Origin of the sequence: Nocardioides sp. LHG3406-4, from assembly GCF_049897745.1 — a bacterium.
In the GTDB taxonomy this organism is placed as follows: Bacteria; Actinomycetota; Actinomycetes; order Propionibacteriales; family Nocardioidaceae; genus Nocardioides.
Genome location: NZ_JAFCWV010000002.1, coordinates 450,868 through 471,409 on the forward strand (window position 1 = coordinate 450,868; position 20,542 = coordinate 471,409).

26 protein-coding genes are annotated in these 20,542 nt (G+C 70.8%); 18 read left to right on the forward strand and 8 right to left on the reverse strand.

From position 1 onward, the window contains the following. Window positions 1-42: 42 nt before the first annotated feature. The 4 genes from ACP7BP_RS08190 to ACP7BP_RS08205 all read left to right on the forward strand — a co-directional run bounded on the left by ACP7BP_RS08190 (window position 43) and on the right by ACP7BP_RS08205 (window position 4,664). Complete coding sequence (locus ACP7BP_RS08190) at window positions 43-306, forward strand: DUF6458 family protein (RefSeq protein ID WP_426244078.1); 264 nt, start codon at window positions 43-45, stop codon at window positions 304-306. A gap of 191 nt (window positions 307-497) precedes the next feature. Further along, on the forward strand, window positions 498-773 hold the full coding sequence (rpsO, locus tag ACP7BP_RS08195) for a 30S ribosomal protein S15 (RefSeq protein WP_426244079.1): 276 nt from the start codon (window positions 498-500) through the stop codon (window positions 771-773). Between the two features lie 256 nt (window positions 774-1,029). Continuing rightward, on the forward strand, window positions 1,030-3,288 hold the full coding sequence (locus ACP7BP_RS08200) for a polyribonucleotide nucleotidyltransferase (RefSeq protein WP_426244080.1): 2,259 nt from the start codon (window positions 1,030-1,032) through the stop codon (window positions 3,286-3,288). 110 nt (window positions 3,289-3,398) lie between these two features. Beyond that, window positions 3,399-4,664: a M16 family metallopeptidase gene (locus tag ACP7BP_RS08205; RefSeq protein ID WP_426244081.1), complete on the forward strand. Its 1,266-nt coding sequence runs from the start codon at window positions 3,399-3,401 to the stop codon at window positions 4,662-4,664. Window positions 4,665-4,681: 17 nt separating this feature from the next. Here ACP7BP_RS08205 and ACP7BP_RS08210 read toward each other — a convergent pair whose 3' ends face one another. Continuing rightward, the gene (locus ACP7BP_RS08210) at window positions 4,682-5,197 is read right to left on the reverse strand and encodes a class I SAM-dependent methyltransferase (RefSeq protein WP_426244082.1); all 516 of its coding nucleotides are present in this window, start codon (window positions 5,195-5,197) and stop codon (window positions 4,682-4,684) included. A 98-nt stretch (window positions 5,198-5,295) separates the two neighbouring features. Between ACP7BP_RS08210 and dapB the strand changes: the two genes are divergently transcribed. Beyond that, complete coding sequence (gene dapB, locus ACP7BP_RS08215) at window positions 5,296-6,048, forward strand: 4-hydroxy-tetrahydrodipicolinate reductase (protein ID WP_426244083.1); 753 nt, start codon at window positions 5,296-5,298, stop codon at window positions 6,046-6,048. Window positions 6,049-6,075: 27 nt separating this feature from the next. Here dapB and ACP7BP_RS08220 read toward each other — a convergent pair whose 3' ends face one another. The 4 genes from ACP7BP_RS08220 to ACP7BP_RS08235 all read right to left on the reverse strand — a co-directional run bounded on the left by ACP7BP_RS08220 (window position 6,076) and on the right by ACP7BP_RS08235 (window position 7,996). Beyond that, complete coding sequence (locus ACP7BP_RS08220) at window positions 6,076-6,375, reverse strand: AzlD domain-containing protein (protein ID WP_426244084.1); 300 nt, start codon at window positions 6,373-6,375, stop codon at window positions 6,076-6,078. Continuing rightward, window positions 6,375-7,085, reverse strand: a complete 711-nt coding sequence (locus tag ACP7BP_RS08225) for an AzlC family ABC transporter permease (protein ID WP_426244085.1) — start codon at window positions 7,083-7,085, stop codon at window positions 6,375-6,377. Before ACP7BP_RS08225 ends, ACP7BP_RS08220 begins: the two co-directional genes overlap by 1 nt. A 42-nt stretch (window positions 7,086-7,127) precedes the next feature. Next, entirely contained in the window at window positions 7,128-7,346 is a 219-nt protein-coding gene (locus ACP7BP_RS08230) for a hypothetical protein (RefSeq protein ID WP_426244086.1), read from the reverse strand. 80 nt (window positions 7,347-7,426) lie between these two features. Continuing rightward, on the reverse strand, window positions 7,427-7,996 hold the full coding sequence (locus ACP7BP_RS08235) for a GNAT family N-acetyltransferase (RefSeq protein ID WP_426244087.1): 570 nt from the start codon (window positions 7,994-7,996) through the stop codon (window positions 7,427-7,429). An 85-nt stretch (window positions 7,997-8,081) separates the two neighbouring features. Between ACP7BP_RS08235 and paaA the strand changes: the two genes are divergently transcribed. The 5 genes from paaA to paaE all read left to right on the forward strand — a co-directional run bounded on the left by paaA (window position 8,082) and on the right by paaE (window position 11,727). Further along, window positions 8,082-9,080, forward strand: coding sequence for a 1,2-phenylacetyl-CoA epoxidase subunit PaaA (gene paaA, locus ACP7BP_RS08240; RefSeq protein WP_426244088.1), 999 nt, complete (start codon window positions 8,082-8,084; stop codon window positions 9,078-9,080). A gap of 67 nt (window positions 9,081-9,147) precedes the next feature. Further along, window positions 9,148-9,429 carry a 1,2-phenylacetyl-CoA epoxidase subunit PaaB gene (gene paaB / locus ACP7BP_RS08245; protein ID WP_426244089.1) on the forward strand — a complete coding sequence of 94 codons (282 nt, stop codon included), beginning with the start codon at window positions 9,148-9,150 and terminating at the stop codon, window positions 9,427-9,429. Beyond that, complete coding sequence (gene paaC / locus ACP7BP_RS08250; RefSeq protein ID WP_426244090.1) at window positions 9,426-10,175, forward strand: 1,2-phenylacetyl-CoA epoxidase subunit PaaC; 750 nt, start codon at window positions 9,426-9,428, stop codon at window positions 10,173-10,175. Before paaB ends, paaC begins: the two co-directional genes overlap by 4 nt. Beyond that, window positions 10,172-10,651, forward strand: coding sequence for a 1,2-phenylacetyl-CoA epoxidase subunit PaaD (paaD, locus tag ACP7BP_RS08255; RefSeq protein ID WP_426244091.1), 480 nt, complete (start codon window positions 10,172-10,174; stop codon window positions 10,649-10,651). Before paaC ends, paaD begins: the two co-directional genes overlap by 4 nt. Further along, a complete protein-coding gene (gene paaE / locus ACP7BP_RS08260) occupies window positions 10,651-11,727 on the forward strand; it encodes a 1,2-phenylacetyl-CoA epoxidase subunit PaaE (protein ID WP_426244092.1) in 1,077 nt (358 codons plus the stop codon). The genes paaD and paaE overlap by 1 nt, the downstream gene beginning before the upstream one ends. Here paaE and ACP7BP_RS08265 read toward each other — a convergent pair. Next, complete coding sequence (locus ACP7BP_RS08265; protein ID WP_426244093.1) at window positions 11,715-12,524, reverse strand: hypothetical protein; 810 nt, start codon at window positions 12,522-12,524, stop codon at window positions 11,715-11,717. The genes paaE and ACP7BP_RS08265 overlap by 13 nt on opposite strands. Then, window positions 12,524-13,129, reverse strand: a complete 606-nt coding sequence (locus ACP7BP_RS08270) for a DUF3043 domain-containing protein (protein WP_426244094.1) — start codon at window positions 13,127-13,129, stop codon at window positions 12,524-12,526. The genes ACP7BP_RS08265 and ACP7BP_RS08270 overlap by 1 nt, the downstream gene beginning before the upstream one ends. A 182-nt stretch (window positions 13,130-13,311) precedes the next feature. Here ACP7BP_RS08270 and ACP7BP_RS08275 point away from each other — a divergent pair, with 182 nt between their 5' ends. The 8 genes from ACP7BP_RS08275 (at window position 13,312) to ACP7BP_RS08310 (ending at window position 19,091) form a co-directional block, all read left to right on the forward strand. Next, the gene (locus ACP7BP_RS08275; protein WP_426244095.1) at window positions 13,312-14,103 is read left to right on the forward strand and encodes a PspA/IM30 family protein; all 792 of its coding nucleotides are present in this window, start codon (window positions 13,312-13,314) and stop codon (window positions 14,101-14,103) included. Further along, on the forward strand, window positions 14,100-14,378 hold the full coding sequence (gene pspAA, locus ACP7BP_RS08280) for a PspA-associated protein PspAA (protein ID WP_426244096.1): 279 nt from the start codon (window positions 14,100-14,102) through the stop codon (window positions 14,376-14,378). The genes ACP7BP_RS08275 and pspAA overlap by 4 nt, the downstream gene beginning before the upstream one ends. Next, entirely contained in the window at window positions 14,378-15,292 is a 915-nt protein-coding gene (gene htpX / locus ACP7BP_RS08285; RefSeq protein WP_426244097.1) for a zinc metalloprotease HtpX, read from the forward strand. Before pspAA ends, htpX begins: the two co-directional genes overlap by 1 nt. Before the next feature lie 4 nt (window positions 15,293-15,296). After that, window positions 15,297-15,884: a PspA-associated protein PspAB gene (gene pspAB, locus ACP7BP_RS08290; protein WP_426244098.1), complete on the forward strand. Its 588-nt coding sequence runs from the start codon at window positions 15,297-15,299 to the stop codon at window positions 15,882-15,884. After that, window positions 15,881-17,047 carry a sensor histidine kinase gene (locus tag ACP7BP_RS08295; RefSeq protein WP_426244099.1) on the forward strand — a complete coding sequence of 389 codons (1,167 nt, stop codon included), beginning with the start codon at window positions 15,881-15,883 and terminating at the stop codon, window positions 17,045-17,047. The genes pspAB and ACP7BP_RS08295 overlap by 4 nt, the downstream gene beginning before the upstream one ends. 94 nt (window positions 17,048-17,141) lie before the next feature. Continuing rightward, complete coding sequence (locus ACP7BP_RS08300) at window positions 17,142-17,936, forward strand: IS5 family transposase (protein WP_426244100.1); 795 nt, start codon at window positions 17,142-17,144, stop codon at window positions 17,934-17,936. 169 nt (window positions 17,937-18,105) lie between these two features. Then, window positions 18,106-18,852: a DUF2975 domain-containing protein gene (locus ACP7BP_RS08305; RefSeq protein WP_426244101.1), complete on the forward strand. Its 747-nt coding sequence runs from the start codon at window positions 18,106-18,108 to the stop codon at window positions 18,850-18,852. Beyond that, window positions 18,852-19,091: a helix-turn-helix domain-containing protein gene (locus tag ACP7BP_RS08310; RefSeq protein ID WP_426244102.1), complete on the forward strand. Its 240-nt coding sequence runs from the start codon at window positions 18,852-18,854 to the stop codon at window positions 19,089-19,091. The genes ACP7BP_RS08305 and ACP7BP_RS08310 overlap by 1 nt, the downstream gene beginning before the upstream one ends. Before the next feature lie 118 nt (window positions 19,092-19,209). Here the strand turns inward: ACP7BP_RS08310 and ACP7BP_RS08315 are convergent, their stop codons facing one another. Further along, on the reverse strand, window positions 19,210-20,481 hold the full coding sequence (locus ACP7BP_RS08315) for an HNH endonuclease (protein ID WP_426244103.1): 1,272 nt from the start codon (window positions 20,479-20,481) through the stop codon (window positions 19,210-19,212). Window positions 20,482-20,542: the final 61 nt, after the last annotated feature.

Below are 20,542 nucleotides of genomic sequence, written 5' to 3' on the forward strand. Positions count from 1 at the left end.
GGCTTACTCTCGCGACACCATCCTCGATGAAGTGGAGAATCCATGGGTTACGGACTTGGTGTCTTCCTGCTCGCTCTGGGCCTGATCCTGGCGCTCGCCGTGCAGGACGCGGTCGAGGCGATCGACCTGACCATGGTGGGCTGGATCCTGGCTGCGGCCGGGGTCCTGGTCATCGTCCTCACGGCAGTGCAGCTCAACGCCCGCCGTCGCCACACCACCGTCGCGACCTCCACCGACGCGCAGGGCCGTCAGGCCACGACCGAGCGCCGGACGGAGACCGACCCGCCCCCGCCCCCGGCGGTCTGAGACGCGCCTGACACGCGCCTGACACGCACAGCCGGCGCCCGGCCCTCCAGCGTTTTGGGGGCCGGGCGCCGTCGTTGCTAGTCTCCTTGGGTTGCCCACTCCGGTGGGACATGCCGTACGAACGGCCGCGGATCCAGAGAGCCCGGGCATCCTGCCCGGCGCGCCGCGCAACGAGACCGGAAGGAACCCCCATGTCGATCGGTACCGACGCGGAGACCAAGAAGAAGATCATCGCCGAGCACGCCACGACCGAGGGCGACACCGGCTCGCCCGAGGTGCAGGTCGCTCTGCTGAGCCACCGCATCAGCCACCTCACCGAGCACCTCAAGACGCACAAGCACGACCACCACAGCCGTCGTGGCCTGCTGCTGCTCGTGGGCCAGCGCCGTCGTCTGCTCAACTACCTGCAGAAGACCGACATCGAGCGCTACCGCTCGATCGTCGAGAAGCTCGGCCTGCGCCGATGACATCCGGAGCGGTCGCCCATCGGGCGGCCGCTCCTGCTGCATCACCCCGTGCTGCACCATCGAAACACCCGCAGCCGACCAGTAGGGTCGACTGCGACAACTGAACACTCACCACTCCAGGAGCGACCCGCGAACGCCGCCCGGTCCTCGGTAGTGGCTCTCAGGACCACGGTCCTGCGGGCCTCGATCGAAGACCGGCACATTCCAGCAGGTCAGCCTGCTCATCCCAGGTCACGCGCGTGGTCGCTCCGCGTACATGAAAGGGACCACCTTCGTGGAACCAGAAATCTCTGCTGTAGAGACCGTGCTCGACAACGGCAAGCACGGAACCCGCACCGTCAAGTTCGAGACGGGCCTCCTGGCCCGCCAGGCCGCCGGCTCGGTGACCGCCTACCTCGATGACGAGACCATGCTGCTCTCGGCCACCACGGCCGGCAAGCAGCCCAAGGACCACTTCGACTTCTTCCCCCTGACGATCGACGTCGAGGAGCGGATGTACGCCGTGGGCCAGATCCCCGGCTCCTTCTTCCGGTCCGAGGGCCGCCCGGGCGAGGACGCGATCCTCACCTGCCGCCTCATCGACCGCCCGCTCCGCCCGACGTTCAAGAAGGGCCTCCGCAACGAGGTCCAGGTCGTCATCACGGTGCTGGCGCTCGACCCCGACCAGCCCTACGACGTCCTGGCCATCAACGCCGCGTCGCTGTCGACCCAGCTCTCCGGCCTGCCGTTCTCCGGCCCGGTCGGCGCCGTCCGCGTCGCCCTCATCGAGGGCCAGTGGGTCGCGTTCCCGTCGCACTCGCAGCTCGAGAACGCCGTCTTCGACATGGTGGTCGCCGGCCGGGTGACCGAGACCGGTGACGTCGCGATCATGATGGTCGAGGCCGAGGCCACCGAGCAGACCTTCGAGCTCGTCCAGTCCGGCACCCAGGCACCGACCGAGTCGGTCGTGGCCGGCGGCCTCGACGCCGCCAAGCCGTTCATCAAGCAGCTGTGCGAGGCGCAGGTCGAGCTGGCCAACGTCGCCGCCAAGCCGGTCCAGGACTTCCCGGTCTTCCTCGACTACGAGGACGACGTCTACGCCGCCGTCGAGAGCGCCGTCAAGGCGCCCACCGCCGACGCGATGACCATCGGGGACAAGCTGGAGCGCGAGCAGAAGATCGACGAGATCAAGGCCGGTCTGCTCGAGTCCCTCGGCGCCAAGTTCGAGGGCCGCGAGAAGGAGATCGGCGCCGCGTTCCGCTCGCTCAACAAGGCGCTCGTCCGCGAGCGCGTGCTGCGCGACAAGGTCCGCATCGACGGCCGCGGGCCGGCCGACATCCGGCCGCTGCACGCCGAGGTCGGCCTCATCCCGCGGGTCCACGGCTCGGCCCTGTTCGAGCGCGGCGAGACCCAGATCCTGGGTGTCACCACGCTGAACATGCTGACGCTCGAGCAGAAGCTCGACACGCTCTCCCCGGAGAAGACGCGCCGCTACATGCACAAGTACGTCTTCCCGCCGTTCTCCACGGGTGAGACGGGTCGCGTCGGCTCGCCGAAGCGCCGCGAGGTCGGCCACGGTGCGCTCGCGCGCCGCGCCCTCCTGCCGGTGCTGCCCGACCGCGAGACGTTCCCGTACGCGATCCGCCAGCTCTCCGAGGCCATGGGCTCCAACGGCTCCACCTCGATGGGCTCGGTCTGCGCCTCGACCATGTCGCTGCTGCAGGCTGGTGTGCCCCTCAAGGCGCCGGTCGCCGGCATCGCCATGGGCCTCATCTCGGCCGAGATCGACGGCAAGACCGAGTACGTCGCCCTCACCGACATCCTCGGTGCCGAGGACGCCTTCGGCGACATGGACTTCAAGGTCGCCGGCACCAGGGAGTTCGTCACCGCGCTCCAGCTCGACACCAAGCTCGACGGCATCCCGGCGGAGGTGCTCGCCGCGGCGCTCGACCAGGCCCGCGACGCTCGCCACGCGATCCTCGATGTCATGAACGAGGCCATCGACGAGCCCGAGGAGATGTCGGTGCACGCGCCGCGCATCATCAGCGTGCGGGTGCCGGTCGACAAGATCGGTGAGGTCATCGGCCCCAAGGGCAAGATCATCAACCAGATCCAGGACGACACGGGCGCGTCGCTGTCCATCGAGGACGACGGCACGGTCTACATCGGTGCAACCAACGGCGAGGCGGCCGAGGCTGCCCGCGCCATGGTCAACGCGATCGCCAACCCGACGATGCCCAAGGTCGGCGAGCGCTACCTCGGCACCGTCGTCAAGACGACCAACTTCGGTGCGTTCGTCTCGCTCATGCCCGGCAAGGACGGCCTGCTGCACATCAGCAAGCTGCGTGGCCTCGCCGGCGGCAAGCGAGTCGACAACGTCGAGGACGTCGTCTCGGTGGGTCAGAAGATCCAGGTCGAGATCGGCGAGATCGACGACCGCGGCAAGCTGTCGCTGATCCCGGTCGTCGACGAGTCCGGCTCCGAGGCGCCGGCCGACACCGACACTGAGACCGTCGAGGCGACTGACTCAGAGTGACCACACGCTCCAACAGCGGTCCGACCGGCCAGCAGGCTTCTGCTGGCCGGTCGGCCCTTTCCCAGGCAGTGGCGTCCCAGCCGGTCGGATCCACCCGCACCCTGCAGACGGTGAAGGGCAGCGACGGCCAGGTGACATCACGCGTGCGTCGTACGCTCCTGCCCGGCGGCCTGCGGGTCGTCACCGAGCAGCTGGCCGGGGTGCGCTCGGCCAGCATCGGCGTGTGGGTGGGAGTGGGCTCGCGCGACGAGGCCCCCACCCTGCACGGCTGCTCGCACTTCCTCGAGCACCTGCTCTTCAAGGGCACCCGCGAGCGCACCGCACTCGACATCTCGGTCGCCCTCGACGAGGTAGGCGGTGAGTTCAACGCGTTCACCGCGAAGGAGTACACCTGCTTCCACGCCCGGGTGCTCGACGACGACCTGCCGCTGGCCGTCGACGTCCTGGGCGACATGATCACGAACTCGCTGATGACGGTCGAGGACGTCGACGCCGAGCGCGAGGTGATCCTCGACGAGATCGCGATGCACGACGACGACCCCGACGACGTGGTGCACAACCTCTTCGCCCTGCAGGCGTGGGGCGACTCGCCCCTGGGCCGACCGATCGCCGGCAGTCACGAGTCGATCGCGGGCCTGACCCGGGACCAGATCGTGCGGTTCCACCGCAAGCACTATCGCCCGGCCAACATGGTGGTGGCGGTCGCGGGCAACCTCGACCACGCCAGCGTCGTGCGCCAGGTGCGGAAGGCCTTCTCGCGCCAGGGCTTCCTCGATCGCGACGAGGCCCCGGTGCGCCCGCGCCGCGCAGCACGTGCCCGCCGGGTGCACCCCGGCACGTCGGCGACGACGAAGCCCTTCGAGCAGGTCAACCTGGTGCTCGGTGTCGGCGGGCTGACCCGGCGCGACGACCGGCGCTTCGCCCTCGGTGTGCTCAACACCGCACTGGGTGGGGGCACCTCGTCGCGGCTGTTCCAGGAGGTGCGCGAGCGCCGCGGGCTGGCCTACTCGATCTACTCCTTCGCCAGCCACCACGCCGACGCCGGCCTGGTCGGGGTGTCCGTGGGGTGCCTGCCCGGCAAGGTCGACGACGTGCTGGCAGTGGTCCGGCGGGAGCTCGCCAAGGTGGCCGCCGACGGCATCACCGCCGTCGAGCTCGAGCGCGGCATCGGCCAGCTCCGCGGCGGCCTGGTGCTCGGCCTGGAGGACTCCGGGTCGCGGATGTCACGGCTGGGCAAGGCCGAGCTGATCCACGACGAGCTGCTGACCCTCGACGAGGTGCTGGCCCGCATCGAGGGCGTGACCCTCGAGGAGGTGCGCAGCCTCGCCGCCGAGCTGTTCACCCAGCCCGAGATCCTCGCCGTCGTCGGCCCATAGGGCCGGACCGTCAGGCGTCAGCGACGACCCACGATGCCGATGACCGGCGGGGCCTTCTGCTCGACGATGGAGATGCGGAAGCCCGCCTTGGCGAGCGCGGCGGAGGCCTTCTCGACGATGCGCGGCACGAGCTCGGGGCGGTTGGCCTCGTAGAACAGGTAGACCGCGCCGCCGGGCACCAGGCGCTCGTGCAGCAGCGCCACCTCGTCGTCGCAGCCGCGCACCCAGAAGAGGTTGACGTTGAAGGCGAAGACCTTGTTGAGGCGCTTGACCGGGACGCGCAGCGTGGCCAGGTCGATCTGGCGGACGACCAGCCGCCCGGCGTCGACGTACTTGGCGTTGCGCCGCTTGGTGCGGTCGACGCCCGACTCCGAGCGGTCGATGGCGAAGAGCTTGCCGGTCTCGAGCCGCGAGCAGATGAGCTCCGCTCCGGCGCCCGGGCCGCACCCGATCTCGAGCACCTGGTCGTCGGGCCGGACATCGATCACGTCCACCGCCCACTTGATCCGAGGCGGAATGGTCTGCACAGACATGGCACCAGCCTCCCATGTGCGGCGCCCGGTCGTCTGCCACGGGTCTCGCGGCGTCGCCGTGTCCCCGTCGCCGCGCCGTCTGCCACTAGGTTGGGCGGGTGAGCGAGACGATCAAGGTCGGTGTGCTGGGTGCCCTCGGCAAGGTGGGGTCCGAGGTCTGCCGGGCCGTCGAGGCGGCGCCTGACACCGAGCTCGTTGCGCGCATCGACGCCGGTGACTCCCTCGACGCGCTGGTGTCGGCAGGGGCTGACGCCGTGGTCGACTTCACCCACCCCGGCGTGGTGATGGACAACCTGCGCTTCTGCATCGAGCACGGCATCCATGCCGTCGTCGGCACCACCGGCTTCGACGACGGCCGCTTGGACACCCTCCGGCGCTGGCTGGCCGACGCGCCCTCGGTCGGTGTCCTGGTGGCGCCCAACTTCTCCATCGGCGCGATCCTGATGATGCGGTTCGCCGCGACGGCCGCACCGTTCTTCGAGTCCGTCGAGGTGGTCGAGCTGCACCATCCCGACAAGGCCGACGCGCCGTCGGGGACCGCGCGGCGTACGGCGGAGCTCGTCGCCCGGGCCCGTCGCGAGGCGGGCAGCGCACCGATGCCCGACGCGACCACCACCGCGCTCGACGGGGCCCGGGGGGCCGACGTGGACGGCATCGCGGTGCACAGCGTGCGGGTGCGTGGGCTGGTGGCCCACCAGGAGGTGCTTCTCGGTGGACTGGGGGAGACGCTGACCATCCGCCACGACTCGCTCGACCGGGCGTCGTTCACCCCCGGCGTGCTGGCCGGGCTGCGCGCCATCGCCTCCCGCCCCGGTCTCACGGTGGGCCTGGAGCACGTTCTCGACCTCTGAGCCCGGTCTCGGGGCCCAGCGGTCGGGCTAGACCACCACGCGCAGCAGCGCGGCGGTGAGCGCCGACCCGAAGACCACCACCAGGAACGGGGCACGCAGCAGCAGCGCGACCACCGCGAAGGCGAGGCCGGCGGCGCGGGCGTCGAGCACGAGGCTCTGTCCGGCCGCGAAGACCTGCACGCCGACCAGGGCGGCCAGCAGGGCCACCGGCATCAGGTCGGCGATGCGAGCGACCACAGGCCGCTCGAGCACGTGTGACGGCACCGAGAGGCCGGCGAGCTTGAGCAGGTAGCAGCCGAGGCAGGCCAGCAGCACCGCGGTCCACATCAGGCGTCGCCCTCCCTCGTGCCCCAACGGGTCAGCAGCGCGCCGGCGAGCAGCGCCACCCCGCCCGCGGCAAGCACCGGGACGCCGGCTGCGGCGAAGGGCACGAGACCCAGTGCCACCGCGACGGCGAGCACGGCGACCATCCGGTGGCTCGGGTCGCCGAGCCTCGGCCACAGCAGGGCCAGGAACGCGCCACCCACCGCGGCGTCGAGCCCGTAGCGGCGGGGGTCGCCCAGCGCGTTGCCCGCGATCGCGCCGGCCAGGGTGGCCAGGTTCCACAGGACCAGCACTGAGACGCCGGTCGTGACGAAGCCCAGTCGCGCGGCTGGTGTGGAGTCGCGGGTCACCGACATCGCGGTCGACTCGTCGATCAGCACGTGCGCGGCGGCCAATCGGCGTACGCCGCGGAAGCGGAGGAGCGGGGCCATCCGCAAGCCGTAGAGGGTGTTGCGGGTGCCGAGCAGAAGGGCGGTCGCCGTGCCTGACAGCGGAGCGCCACCGGCAGCGACCACCCCCACCAGGGCGAACTGCGACGCGCCGGTGAACATCAGCAGCGACAGCGCGCAGGTCTGGAGCACGCTCAGCCCGGAGGCGACGGAGATGGCGCCGAACGAGATGCCGTACGCGCCGGTGGCGAGGCCCACTGCGAGGGAGTCACGGATGATCCCGCGCCGCGACGCGGGGGAGAGGCAGTCGGGCTCGGCGGACACGGTCGGGACGCTAACAGCGCCCACCCGGCGCCCGCGGACGGGTCAGCGGTGCCGGTGGCGCGGGCGGCTGTCGTGGGTGTGCGGCTGGTGGAGCAGTGCGTAGGCCGCCACGGCCCCCACGGCCGCACCGCCGACGAGGCCCGTGCCGACGAGGAAGGGGATCGACGGGCTCGAGCCCAGCCAGGCGCCGATGGCGGCACAGACGAGCAGTACGGCGGCCAGGACGCCGATGCGGTGCAGCCTGGGCAGCGGTCCGATCACGATGTCCTCCCCGTGCTGGACCCGGCGGGAGCCGGATCTCCATCGTTGCCGGTCAGGCGCCGAAATCAAGCGGACGGTCCTCAGGCGAGCGCCGTGTGCAGCCGTACCTGCTTGACCGTGGTGGCACCGGTGCCGTCGAGGTCGAGCTCGCGGTGGGCGGAGTCGGGGGCCCACCCGGCGTCGGTGAGGAAGCGGCGCAGCGCGTCGTCGCCGGCGACCACCCAGCAGGTGGCCCGGGTGAAGCGGTCGGCGACCAGCGTGTCGACCGCGGCCTGCAGCAGCCGGGACCCGTGGCCCTTGCGGCGCTCGGTCGGCTCGACGGTGAGCTCGGACAGCTCACCGTCCGACACCGGGTCGCTGTCGGGGTCCCCGGCAGGGGAGGTGAGCACGAAACCCAGCACCCGGTTGCGCTCGAGCGCGACCAGCACCCGGTTGCGCGCGTCCGCCGGCTTGGCGAGCGCGTCGCGCCATGCCGCGGCCAGGGCGTCCAGGTCGGTCGGCAGCGCGTCGGCGGGCACCAGGCCGGCGTACATCTCGGGCCAGGCGCGCAGCTGCACCCCGGCGATCGCGGCCGCGTCGTCGGGCCAGGCGACGCGCACGGAGACGTCGGCGCCCGACGAGCGATCGGGCGACTGACTGGGAGCACTCATGGCGCCCATCCTGCCCTGACGGGCAGGGCATTACAGACCGGCGTCCGAACTACGCAAGCGTGTCACACACTGGTACCGTCGGGGTGTGTACGGAAATGACTTCGGCGCCCCCGCGGACGATCCCCGCCGGGTCGCCGCGACCGACGTTCCCGACGCCCCCGAGGGCTTCGAGGAGCTCCTCGCGAGCGACGGCCGCGTCGAGCCGCGCGACGCCATGCCCGAGGCCTACCGCAAGACGCTGATCCGGCAGATCGCCCAGCACGCGCACTCGGAGATCATCGGCATGCAGCCGGAGGGCAACTGGATCAGCCGGGCGCCCAGCCTGCGCCGCAAGGCGATCCTGATGGCGAAGGTGCAGGACGAGGCCGGCCACGGCCTCTACCTGTACGCCGCGGCCGAGACGCTCGGCGTCGACCGCGCCGACCTGCTCGACCAGCTCCACTCCGGCCGCCAGAAGTACTCCTCCATCTTCAACTACCCGACCCTGACCTGGGCCGACATGGGTGCGATCGGCTGGCTCGTCGACGGCGCCGCGATCGTCAACCAGGTGCCCTTGTGCCGCTGCTCCTACGGCCCCTACGCCCGGGCGATGGTGCGGGTCTGCAAGGAGGAGTCCTTCCACCAGCGTCAGGGCTTCGAGATCCTGCACACGCTCTCCCACGGCACCGCGGCGCAGAAGGCGATGGCGCAGGACGCGGTGGACCGCTACTGGCTGCCCAGCCTGATGATGTTCGGCCCGCCCGACGACGACTCGCCCAACTCCGCGCAGTCGATGGCATGGGGCATCAAGCGGTTCTCCAACGACGACCTGCGCCAGCGCTTCGTCGACATGACCGTGCCCCAGGCCGAGGCGCTGGGCCTCAGCCTGCCCGACGAGGCCATCGCCTGGAACGACGAGCGCGGGCACTACGACTTCTCGCCGATCGACTTCACCGAGCTCTTCGAGGTCATCAAGGGCAACGGTCCGTGCAACCAGCAGCGGATGGCCCACCGGGTCGGTGCCCACGAGGACGGTGCCTGGGCGCGCGAGGCCGCGTCGGCGTACGCCGCGAAGCAGGCGGCCCGCACCAAGGCTGTCGCATGAACACCCCGCGAACCTCTGCGCTCCTTCCGCTGCGCTCCCTCCGCGCACAGCTCCGCGGGGACCCCGCATGAGCGACTGGCCCCTCTGGGAGGTCTTCGTGCGCGCCCGGCGCGGCCTCTCGCACGTCCACGCCGGCTCGCTGCACGCCCCCGACGCCGAGATGGCGCTGCGCAACGCCCGAGACCTCTACACCCGACGGCAGGAGGGCGTCTCCGTCTGGGTCGTGCCGGCCGCCGCGATCTCCGCGTCCAGCCCCGACGAGCGCGACGCCTTCTTCGACCCCGCCGCCGACAAGGTCTACCGCCACCCGACGTTCTACGACGTCCCCGAAGGCGTGGAGCATCTATGAGCGACCTCTTCGACTACGTCGTCGCGCTGGCCGACGATGCGCTCGTCAACGCGCAGCGGCTCGGCTGGTGGATCAGCCGGGCACCCCAGCTCGAGGAGGACGTCGCGCTCGCCAACATCGGCCTCGACCAGCTCGGCCAGGCGCGGTCGCTGCTCTCCTACGCGGGCGAGGTCGAGGGCGCCGGCCGCTCCGAGGACGACCTCGCCTACTTCCGCGACGAGCGCGAGTTCCGCAACGTCTGGCTCGTCGAGCGCGAGCAGGCCGACTTCGGCGTCGCCATGGCGCGCCTCCTGATGGTCGCCGCCTGGCAGTCCCACCTGTACGCCGCGTTGCGCGGCAGCCGCGACGCCACCCTCGCTGCGGTGTCGGCCAAGGCCGTCAAGGAGGTCGCCTACCACCTCGACCACGCCGGCCGGTGGGTCGTGCGGCTCGGTGACGGCACCGACGAGTCGCACGTGCGCATGCAGGCCGCCCTCGAGGCCGAGTGGCCGTACCTCGAGGAGCTCTTCGACGGCTCCTACGTGGACCCGGCACTGGTGAGCGACGGCGTGGCTGTCGACCCCGCCACGCTGCGCGACGACGTACTCTCCACGATCCTCGCCGTCGTCTCCGAGGCGACCCTGTCGGTGCCCGACGTACGCCCGGCGATCGGCGGTGGGCGCGACGGCCGGCACACCGAGCAGATGGGCTTCCTGCTCGCCGAGATGCAGCACCTGACCCGCTCGCACCCGGGGGCAACGTGGTGACCACGCGCACGAGAGCCTGGGCGGTCGCGGCAGGCGTTCCCGACCCGGAGATCCCCGTGGTCACGATCGAGGACCTGGGCATCCTCCGTGACGTCACCGAGGACGACATGGGCCGGGTCCACGTCCAGATCACGCCGACCTACTCCGGCTGCCCGGCCATGGAGGCGATCCGCGACGACCTCGTCGAGCAGCTGAGCGACGCCGGCTACCGACAGGTCGAGGTGGAGTTCGTGCTGGCTCCCGCCTGGACCACCGACTGGATGACCGACGAGGGCCGGGCCAAGCTCGAGGCCTACGGCGTCGCGCCACCCGGCCGGCGCGCGGACGCCCCGACGCCGGTGAGCCTCTCGGTGCGCTGTCCGCAGTGCGGCTCTCCCGACACCCGCGAGTCCAGCCGATTCGGGTCCACGGCCTGCAAGTCGCTGTGGGTCTGCAACGCGTGCCGGGAGCCCTTCGACCACTTCAAGACGATCTGATGACGGCGACGGCCGTCCATCACGCTGCCACGTTCCACTCCCTCGCCGTTCGCAGCATCGACCCGCTCACCGACGACTCCGTGGCGATCACCTTCGACGTACCCGAGCCGCTGCGTGACGACTACGCCTTCACCGCAGGTCAGCACCTCACGATCCGCGGTGACGACGACGTACGCCGCAGCTTCTCCATCTGCACACCGCCCTCCTCGGGGGTGCTGCGGATCGGCGTCAAGAGGCTGCCGGGCGGCGGCTTCAGCGACCGGGTCGTCGGGGGCCTGCAGCCCGGTGACCGGCTGGACGTGATGACGCCCGCCGGCCGTTTCACCGTGACTCCCGACCCCTCGACGGGCAAGCGGTACGTCGCGATCGCCGCGGGCTCGGGCATCACCCCGCTGCTGTCGATCGTCGCAGCCGTGCTGGAGGGCGAACCCGACTCGTTCGTGACCCTCATCTACGCCAACCGCACCGCGCGTTCGGTGATGTTCCTCGACGAGGTGCACGACCTCAAGGACGTCCACCCCACGCGTCTCCAGATCCTGCACGTCCTCAGCCGCGAGACCCAGGACGTCGAGCTGCTGTCGGGGCGCCTGGACGCCGACCGGCTGCGCGCCATCCTCGACGCGTTCGTGCCGGTGGCCGAGGTCGACGACTGGTTCGTGTGCGGCCCGCAGCCGATGGTCGAGGAGCTGCGCGGCGCGCTGCGCGACGCGGGAGTCGAACGGGTCCACACCGAGCTCTTCCACGCCGACGCCGCCCCCCGGGCGCCGATCGCCGAGCTCACGGGCACCGACGACGGCGCCGCCAGGGTCACGATCCGGCTCGACGGGCGGTCCATCGACCTGGCCCTGCGTCCCGACGGGCCCAGCGTGCTGGAGGCAGCGACCGCCGTGCGCAGTGACGTCCCGTTCGCGTGCAAGGGCGGCGTGTGCGGCACCTGTCGCGCCCAGGTGCTCGAGGGCAGTGTGGCGATGGACGCCAACTACGCACTCGAGCCAGAAGAGGTCGCGCGCGGCTACGTGCTGACGTGCCAGTCGCACCCCACCTCAGCACGCGTCGTGCTCGACTACGACGCCTGATCCCGCGAAAGCAGCAGCGTCCCCGCGGTGGCGAGGAGCAGACCCGCGGCGATGGCCGCGCCCCAGCCCTCGCGCACGCCGTCACCGAGCCAGGCGAGTCCGGCCAGCGCCGGCACGAACGTCTGAGCGGTGATCATCGGGGCGCTGGCCGCCGAGACCAGCGACCGGTCGAGGGCCAGCGAGTAGAGCCAGAACGCCACCACTCCGAAGGCCGGCACCGTCAGCGCCGCGATCACGATCGCGGCCGAGAGCGGCAGGTCCACACCGCGTACGGCGAGCGCCGACCCGGCGTACCCGAGTCCGGCCAGCCAGCCCAGGGTCAGCGCACCCGCGCGGCGCACGGCCAGCCCGGCGGCGAGGAGCGCCACGACTCCGGCCAGCACGGCCACCGCGAACGGGGTGCCGGTGACGGTGTCGCCGGCTGGGCCGGCGCCGACGGCCAGCAGCACCAGCCCGGCGGTCACCGCGCCGACACCCAGCCAGTGCCAGCCGGTGAGCAGCTCCGAGAGCCGTGCCGAGGCCAGGGCGGTCACCGGCAGTGACAGCGCGACGCTGGCCTGGGCCAGGTAGAGCGGGAGCAGCCAGATGGCCACGGCGTGCAGCACGAACCCGACCAGGTACGCGCCGACCACGGCGAGCATCCACGGGTTGCGCGCGGCCCAGGTGACGAACCCGGCGAGGCCCTGCGCGTTGCGGGAGTCGCGGCGTACGGCACGGGCCTGGGCTACCGCGGCCAGCCCGAAGAGGACCGCGGCGGCCACCCCGGCGAGCAGGCCGCCCGCCATGCCCGAGGACATCAGCGGTAGTGCTCGGGAAGCTCCTGGCCGATCTTGACCTGTGCCTTGGGCAGGCGCATGAACTTCATCTGCAGGGCCCGCATGACCGCGTAGTAGGTGGTGCCGTTCGTGGGCGAACCGGGGAACCGGCGGGTGAGCTCGCGACGCAGGCGCAGCCGCAGGAAGATGATGTCGATGACGACCAGCAGCAGGGTGCCGAGCAGGACGACGTTGCCGATGCTGGCGAGGTAGGCGTTGTTGGAGTAGCCGAGGACCAGCGTCGCCAGCATCAACGGGATCATCAGCTCGATGAGGGAGAACCGCGCGTCGACCAAGTCGCGGATGAACCGGCGCTCGGGCCCCTTGTCACGGTTCGGCAGGTAGCGGTCGTCGCCGCCCTTCATCGCCGCCCGCATCTTCTGGCTCGACTCCGACCGGGCGGCGCGCTGCGCAGCGGCCATCTCCTTGCGGGTCCGGGGGGTCTTGGCGCGCGCTCGTGCTGCTGCCTCGGCCTCCTTGCGGGTCGGCGTGGGACGGCCCTTGCGGCCGCGGGCCGCGGCGTCGTCGGAGCCGCCCGGGGACGCGCTGCCGGCGGGGACGGGCTCGGGCTTGGAACGACGGAACACGCTTGCCTCACGGTTGGTACGGCTGGATGGACGAATGCTCGATCGGAGGGCTCAGCCTACCGGGCGGCTGCGCTCGCCCCTGCTTGCGTTTGGTCCTAGGGTGAGAACACGACCACGAGTGACCGCCCCGGTGATTGACCAGCGATCGGACGGCACCACGAACCAGGAGGGGTCGCCACCTCATGAGCCTCATGCAGCGCATCAGTCTGATCTTCCGGTCGAAGGCCAACAAGGCCCTCGACAGGGCGGAGGATCCCCGCGAGACGCTGGACTACAGCTACCAGCGGCAGCTCGACCTGCTCTCCAAGGTACGCCGCGGGGTCGCCGACGTCGCGACCAGCCGCAAGCGCGTGGAGCTCCAGGTCAACCAGCTCGAGGCGCAGAGCGCCAAGCTCTCGAGCCAGGCCGAGAAGGCGATCGGCATGCAGCGCGAGGACCTCGCGCGGGAGGCGCTCACGCGCAAGTCGGGGCTGGTCAACCAGATCACCGACCTCAAGGCCCAGCACGCGCAGCTCCAGGGCGAGGAGGAGAAGCTCACCCTCGCCCAGCAGCGGCTGCAGGCGAAGGTCGAGTCGTTCCGCACCCGCAAGGAGACCATCAAGGCGACCTACACCGCGGCGGAGGCACAGACGCGGATCGGCGAGGCCATGTCGGGCATCGGCGAGGAGATGGGCGACGTCGGCATGGCCATCCAGCGCGCCGAGGACAAGACCGCGCAGATGCAGGCTCGCGCCGGTGCCATCGACGAGCTGATCGCCTCCGGTGCCCTCGACGACGTGTCGCGGCCCGGTGGCAACGACGACATCGCCCGCGAGCTCGACTCGATGAGCTCGCAGAGCGACGTGGAGTCCGAGCTGGCAGCCCTCAAGGCGAAGTCCGCACCCCAGGCCATCGAGGCGGCCGACGACGGCGACATCCTCCAGGACGACGAGGAGCAGGTGCAGCGCGAGGCCAGCAAGGAAGGCCCGGCATGATCGTGCGCATCCTCACCGAGGGTCAGTTCGACGTGTCCGACGAGGCACTCTCCGCGCTCAACCAGCTCGACTCCGCAGTGGAGTCCGCCATCGACGCGGGTGACGAGGAGGCGTTCCGCACCGCCCTCGCCGCGCTGCTCGACGGCGTACGCACCGTGGGCGTGCCGCATGAGGCGGACAGCCTCGACGAGTCCGACCTCATCCTCCCGCCGTCCGACGCCACCCTCGACGAGGTCCGGCAGCTGCTCTCCGACGACGGACTGATCCCTGGCTGATGGCCCGCTCCCGCTTCATCAAGGACACCGGGCTCACCCTCCGCATGACGACGGTGATGTTCCTGCTCGGTGCACTGTTCGTAGGGCTCGTCGTGGTCCTGATGTTCGTCGTCCCGTCCAACCTGGTCGTCTTCGTCGGGCTCGCGGGCATCGCGGTCGCGTTCTACCAGTGGTGGAGCTCCGACAAGGTCGCCATGCGGGCGATGCGGGCGCGCGAGGTCACGCCCGACGAGGCACCCGAGCTGCACGCCATGATCGACCGGCTCTGCACGATGGCCGACATGCCGAAGCCCAGGGTGGGCGTCGCCGACCTGGACCTCCCGAACGCCTTCGCGACCGGGCGGTCGCCGCAGCGCGCCGTCGTCTGCGTCACCACCGGCATCCTCGGCAAGCTGAACGCCGAGGAGCTCGAAGCCGTGCTCGCCCATGAGCTCTCGCACGTGGCACACCGGGACGTGCTGGTGATGACCGTCGCGTCCTCGGCCGGCATCGTCGCCGGCATGCTCACCCGCGGGGCCCAGTTCGGCGGGTTCGGGGTGGCCCGGCGCGGGAACAACAACGGCGGCGCGCCGGCCTTCCTGATCGCGCTGCTGGTCAGCCTGGTGGTGTACGCCGTCAGCTTCGTGCTGATGCGGATGCTGTCGCGCTACCGGGAGCTGTGCGCCGACCGGTCGGCGGCGTACCTCACGATGAAGCCCGCGGCGCTCGCCTCGGCTCTGCAGAAGATCACCGGCGAGATCTCCACGATCCCGCAGAAGGACCTGCGCGCCAGCGCCGCGATGAACGCGTTCTTCATCGCCCCGGCGATCAGCGGCGTCAGCTGGAAGTCGATCACGTCCACCCACCCCTCGCTGGAGCAGCGCCTGGAGCAGCTCGCCAAGATCCAGGCCGAGCTCGGCCGACCGACGGGCTGACCCCGTGGGCCTGTGGGACGCGATGACCGGTCGGAGCCGGATCAAGGAGCCCGACCTCGACGCGATGTTCCTCGTGCCGAGCGCGGCCATCACCCTGCAGACGGCGGCAGGATTCATGCCCACGGGCACGGGAGCGGTCTGCTACCGGGCGGCCGCCGGGGCGGCGTTCGCCCAGGCGCAGGCCGATATCGTCGCCCTGATCGACGACGAGCCCGCCGCGCCGTCGGTCACCACCACGACGGACGCATTCGGCTTCACCTGGCTCGAGGTCGTAGGCAGTCCGGACGACATGGCGGGGCTGTGCACCGACCTCCACGCCGTCAACTCCACCATCGAGGCGCAGGGCTTCGGTGGCGGCCTGCTGTGCACCCTGGTGCCGTTCCGTGACGCCGCCGGCCGCACGTTCGGGCTGGTGTATCTCTACAAGCAGGGCACGTTCTACCCCTTCGCCCCGGTTCCGGGCCTGCCGGCAGGGGAGCAGCGCCGCGACAACCTCCTCGAGATCACCGTCCGCGACCATCTGCAGGCCGAGCTCCCTTTCGAGAAGGACCTGCAGAGGTGGCTGGCCGTGTGGGATGCTCGTGGTTTGTGAACACCCGGCAGCAGCGCAGCGTGGCGGTGGAGGAGTATCGCCTGCTCCAGCAGCCGCACCGGGCCGAGCTGACCGGCCTCGCGGAGCTCGCCGCGCGGGTCTGTGACGTGCCGATGGCGGCGATCATGGTGCTCGGCGACGCCGGCCCGTACTCCGTGGGCTCCTTCGGTTTCGACGCCGACCAGGAGGCTGCGGCCTCAGCGCTGTGTACGTCGTCGCTCCTGGACTCTGGGCCCTTCGTGATCCCCGATGCGGCTGCGGACGAGCGCTACGTGGCGAGCGTGTTCGTCAACGGCGAGCGCAGCGCGATCCGCTTCAGTGCCGCGCACCCGCTGACCACGCCCGAGGGCGTCAGGTTCGGGGTGGTCTGTGTCTTCGACGAGGAGCCGCGCGCGGCCGTGCGTCAGGCCGACGATCTGGCCCTGATCGCCGAACGGGTGGTCGGGGTCTTCGAGCTCGAGCTGGCCTCACGCCGGTTGTTCGAGGCGTCCGAGGCGCTGGCTGTCGCGCAGGACGGCTTGGCCGCCTTCGCCGGCACCGTCAGCCACGACCTGAAGAACCCGCTCGCCGCTGTGGCCATGTCACTCGAGATCGCCCAGGACAACATCGACCCCGCCGACACCCTGGTCGCATCGATGGTCGCCCGCGCCGAGCGGGGGGCGCAGCGGATGAAGGACATGATCGACGACCTGCACTCCTACGCCCGGCAGGGCACCCCACCGGAGAAGCGCGACGTCAAGGTGGGCGACCTGGTCGCGGTGGCCCTGGGCGGCCTGCCCGACTCCGTCGAGCGCTCGGTCGTCGAGGTGGGGCCGATGCCCACTGTTGTCGCGGACCCCGGGCAGCTCCAGGTCGTGCTGTCCAACCTCCTCGACAACGCCGTGAAGTTCGCCGACCCCACGCGCTCCCTGCGCGTCGTGGTGTCGGCCACCCAGGGCGACGACGAATGGGTCCTCTCCGTCGCCGATTCCGGCGTCGGCGTCCCCGCCGGCGAGCGCGTGCGGGTCTTCGAGCCGCTCGCCCGCCTCGACAAGTCCGTACCCGGCACCGGTCTCGGGCTGACCACGGCCCGCCGCATCGTGAAAGCGCACCAGGGCCGCATCTGGCTCGACGAGACGCTCGGTGGCGGCACCACCGTGCAGTTCACACTGCCTCACGCGTAAGCGCGGGGGTCAGTGACGTCGGGAAGCGACCCGGCGGACTGGACCTGTCCCTCTCCCGGTCCATGCCGTACCCAAGCGATTTGACCGATGAGCAGTGGGACCTGCTGGAGCCGGTGTTCAACGCGCCAGGAAAGCGCGCCGCAGGCACGCCCAGGGCCTGCGGTGTGTCGTGGACGCCATGCTGTACATCGGCCATACCAGCTGCCAGTGGCGCTACCTCGCGGAGTCGTTCGGACCATGGACTCGGGTGTGGTCGCAGTTCCGCCGCTGGTCACGCAATGGCACCTGGGCGCAGGCCCTGACGGTGTTGCACGCAGCGGCTCGCCGGCAGGACGGAAGGGCGGAGGAGACGCCCTCGATGGCCGTCATCGACACCCACCTGGCACGGGGCGCCTCGAACGGCGGCTTCACCTTCGACGACCGAGGCGGCCCCTACGGCCGCACCAAGGGCGCCAAGCGTGTGATCGCCGTCGACGTGACCGGCCTTCCGGTGGCTGGGGTGGTCGTGCCGACCTCGACGCACGAGAACCGGGCCAGCGAGCTGATGCTCGAGCACCTGACCCAACAGGGCGTCACCGAAAGGCTCGAGCTGGTCTTGGTGGACCGCGGGGTCACTGCGGCTGCTGCTCGCGCACTCGGCCGAGACCACGACCTTGAGGTCCGCCGAGTCGGGTGGGACGACAAGCAGCCGGTCTTCCGCCCCATCCGGCACGCCTGGCGCGTCGAGGTCGCCCACGGCCGCCTCGGGCGCTCCCGCCGGCTTGCGAAGTCGTTCGAGAACACCACCGCGTCGGCTACCGGCTGGCTTCAGGTCGCCTGCATCGCCACGACGCTGCGTCTTCTCTCACGAGAACGAGCCCGCCGGCGTCCTGCCGCGCTCGCACCCTGACCTAGCCGCCCTCCGCCGACCGAGGAGCACGCGGCAGGTCCGGATAGTCGCATCGCAGAGGCGACCCTCGCGCTCTCCTTGACATCGAAGGTCGATGCGGACACGTTGTTTCTCAACGGAACTCCGCCGAAGGTCAGGAAATCCGAAGATGCGTCAGGACCGCAACTTCATGCTTGCCAGTTGGATTGCGCTGGCGGCTTCGGTCGTCACGACGCTGGGGGCGCTGTGGGTAGCCGCCGTCGGCCTCACCGGGTTGACCGGCCAGAGCGACTACTCCCACCGGATCAGTCTCGTGCCAGGCACCCATCTGCTTGAGATGAGCTATCAGCCCTCCTGGGAGGTCGTTGCATTCACCGAGGTCTGCCCTCGTATCAACCTCCGCGACCCCCAGGACGACTGCGAGAACGTCCTCCTCCGCGATGCGCAGGGCCCACGACAGGACCCGCCCTTCCTGCTCCCGGACGACGAGGTCCGAGCAGTGTCGGCCCATCTCGAGGGCCGGATGCTCTTCGACGCCCAGCCTGGCTGGAACCCCCTGGTCGCATCGCTGTACGGAATGACGGTGCTCAACCTGCTTGTCCTTGCCTTCCTGCTGTCGCAGCTGTGGCTGCTGCTGCGCGCCGTCTCCCATGACGCGCCGTTCACCGACCAGGTGGTGCGTCGACTACGCGTCATCGGTCTCATCCTGATCTTGTGGGAGCTGCTGGAGCCCTTCCTGTGGTTGTTCCTCAGCCCCAAGGCCTGGGACTACGGCCTCCTCAGCGCCGGTGCACAAGGTGTGGGCCTGCACCTGGGGTCGATGGAGCCAGGCGGACCGCAGCTCACGCGGATGGCCTTCGGGGCGCTGTTGCTGCTGCTGGCGCAGGTCTTCCAGCGCGGCGTGCGCCTCGAGCACGACCAGAGGCTCACGGTCTGATGGCGATCGACATCCGCCTCGACCACGTCCTGCTCGACCGCAGGATGACCCTCACCGAGCTGGCTGATCGCGTCGGCATCACCATCGCCAACCTCTCTATCCTCAAGACCGGCAAGGCGCGGGCGATCCGTCTCTCGACCCTCGATGCGATCTGCCGAGAACTCGACTGCCAACCCGGCGACCTGCTGACCCACGTCCCTGACAACGCGCCGGGACGCGCCCGCCCCACACGTCGGTGAGCTCAGTTCCGGTGAACGGGATACCCCAGCGCGGACGCCAATAGGACACTCAGTTACGTCCGCATGGCACGCCCCCTGCCCCGCCGGTGTGGTCTCGGCGGGGTGTGGGGCGTGGTGGTCAACCCGGCTCGGTGCCGGTGTCGTCGCGGACGTAGGTGTGGCCGTGCGGGCTGGTCCAGGTGTACGCCGCGGGGCCGGTGCGCTCATATGCCCAGGCCGAATGGGTCTTGAGCCGGTGATGTCGCCGGCACAGCGCGGCGAGGTTGGTGGTGTCGGTGGGTCCGCCGGTCTCCCAGGGGACGATGTGGTCGAGGTCGCAGCCCCGGGCGGGTCTCGTGCACCAGGGGAACACGCACGTGCGGTCGCGGAGGATCACCTGCTCGCGGAGCCGGGGTGAGGGCTGGTAGCCCTCGCACACGATCGGCTGGTGGAGGTCGAGGACGGGTTTCACCACCACCTGGGTGTGCGAGCGGGCGCACCAGTGCCGGACCTGGTCGATCGTGGCCAGGGTGCCGGGCTCGAGCCGGGCGACCGGGTCGTCCTCGCTCAGGTGCACGTGCAGGACCACCTGCCGGGCGGTGCCTTGGTTTCGAGACGGTTGCTGCGCAACCTCCTCAACCAGCGGCAGAGCGAGCTGGGCCCGAGCGAGCTCTCCGACCGCGGCGGCCCGCCGGGCATCGAGGGACTCCTCGGACCCGAGTGTCTTGAGGGTCTCGGCGCCGCGGGTGACGGCGGCGGAGAAGTCCAGGGCGTCGGCGAGGTCGAGCTCCGCGGTGACCCGCATGGTGCCCGCGAACGAGACCTGCTGGTCCTCGATGGTCACATGCCTACCGTCGGCGGCGAGCCGGGCCGTCTCGGCGGCGCGGGCGGGCTCGTACCGGGCGATGGCCGCGTCCACCAGCCGGTCCACCGCGGTGGTCGTGGTGCGGTGTGCGAACGGGGTCAGCTGGGCGTCGACGTACGCCGCCGCCTGGGGTGACAACCCGGCGTGGATGGTGGTCTCCGCGATCCGCCGGGCCCGCCACGCCGGGAGGTCACCGGCCTGGACCCGGCGCCACAACCTGGGCAGCCGGTGCCGGAGCTCGAGGGCTTGGCCGATCAGCTGCTTCGCCGCGGTGGTGGACAGGCCGAGGACGGCACCGAACTCGGGAATGCAGAACTCCGCGACCAGTGGTGCACCCGGGCCGGCGACCGGCTCCTCGTGCTCACCCCCACCCGGCACCGTGAACGCGGCCGCATCCGACACCGACTCGGGAGGGTGCAGGTCGGCCCACTCACAGGCTGCGACCAGCAGCTCCGCCTCCGCCCGATCCGCCATCCGGCGGCGGGAACGGGCGAACGCGAGCACCGCGGCTGCGGTGTCGGGGAGCTCGCTGGTGGTGATCGCCATACGAGAAGCCAATCACCGACCACCGACATTTCGGCGCCCCGATTCGGGTGCCTGTGCATAC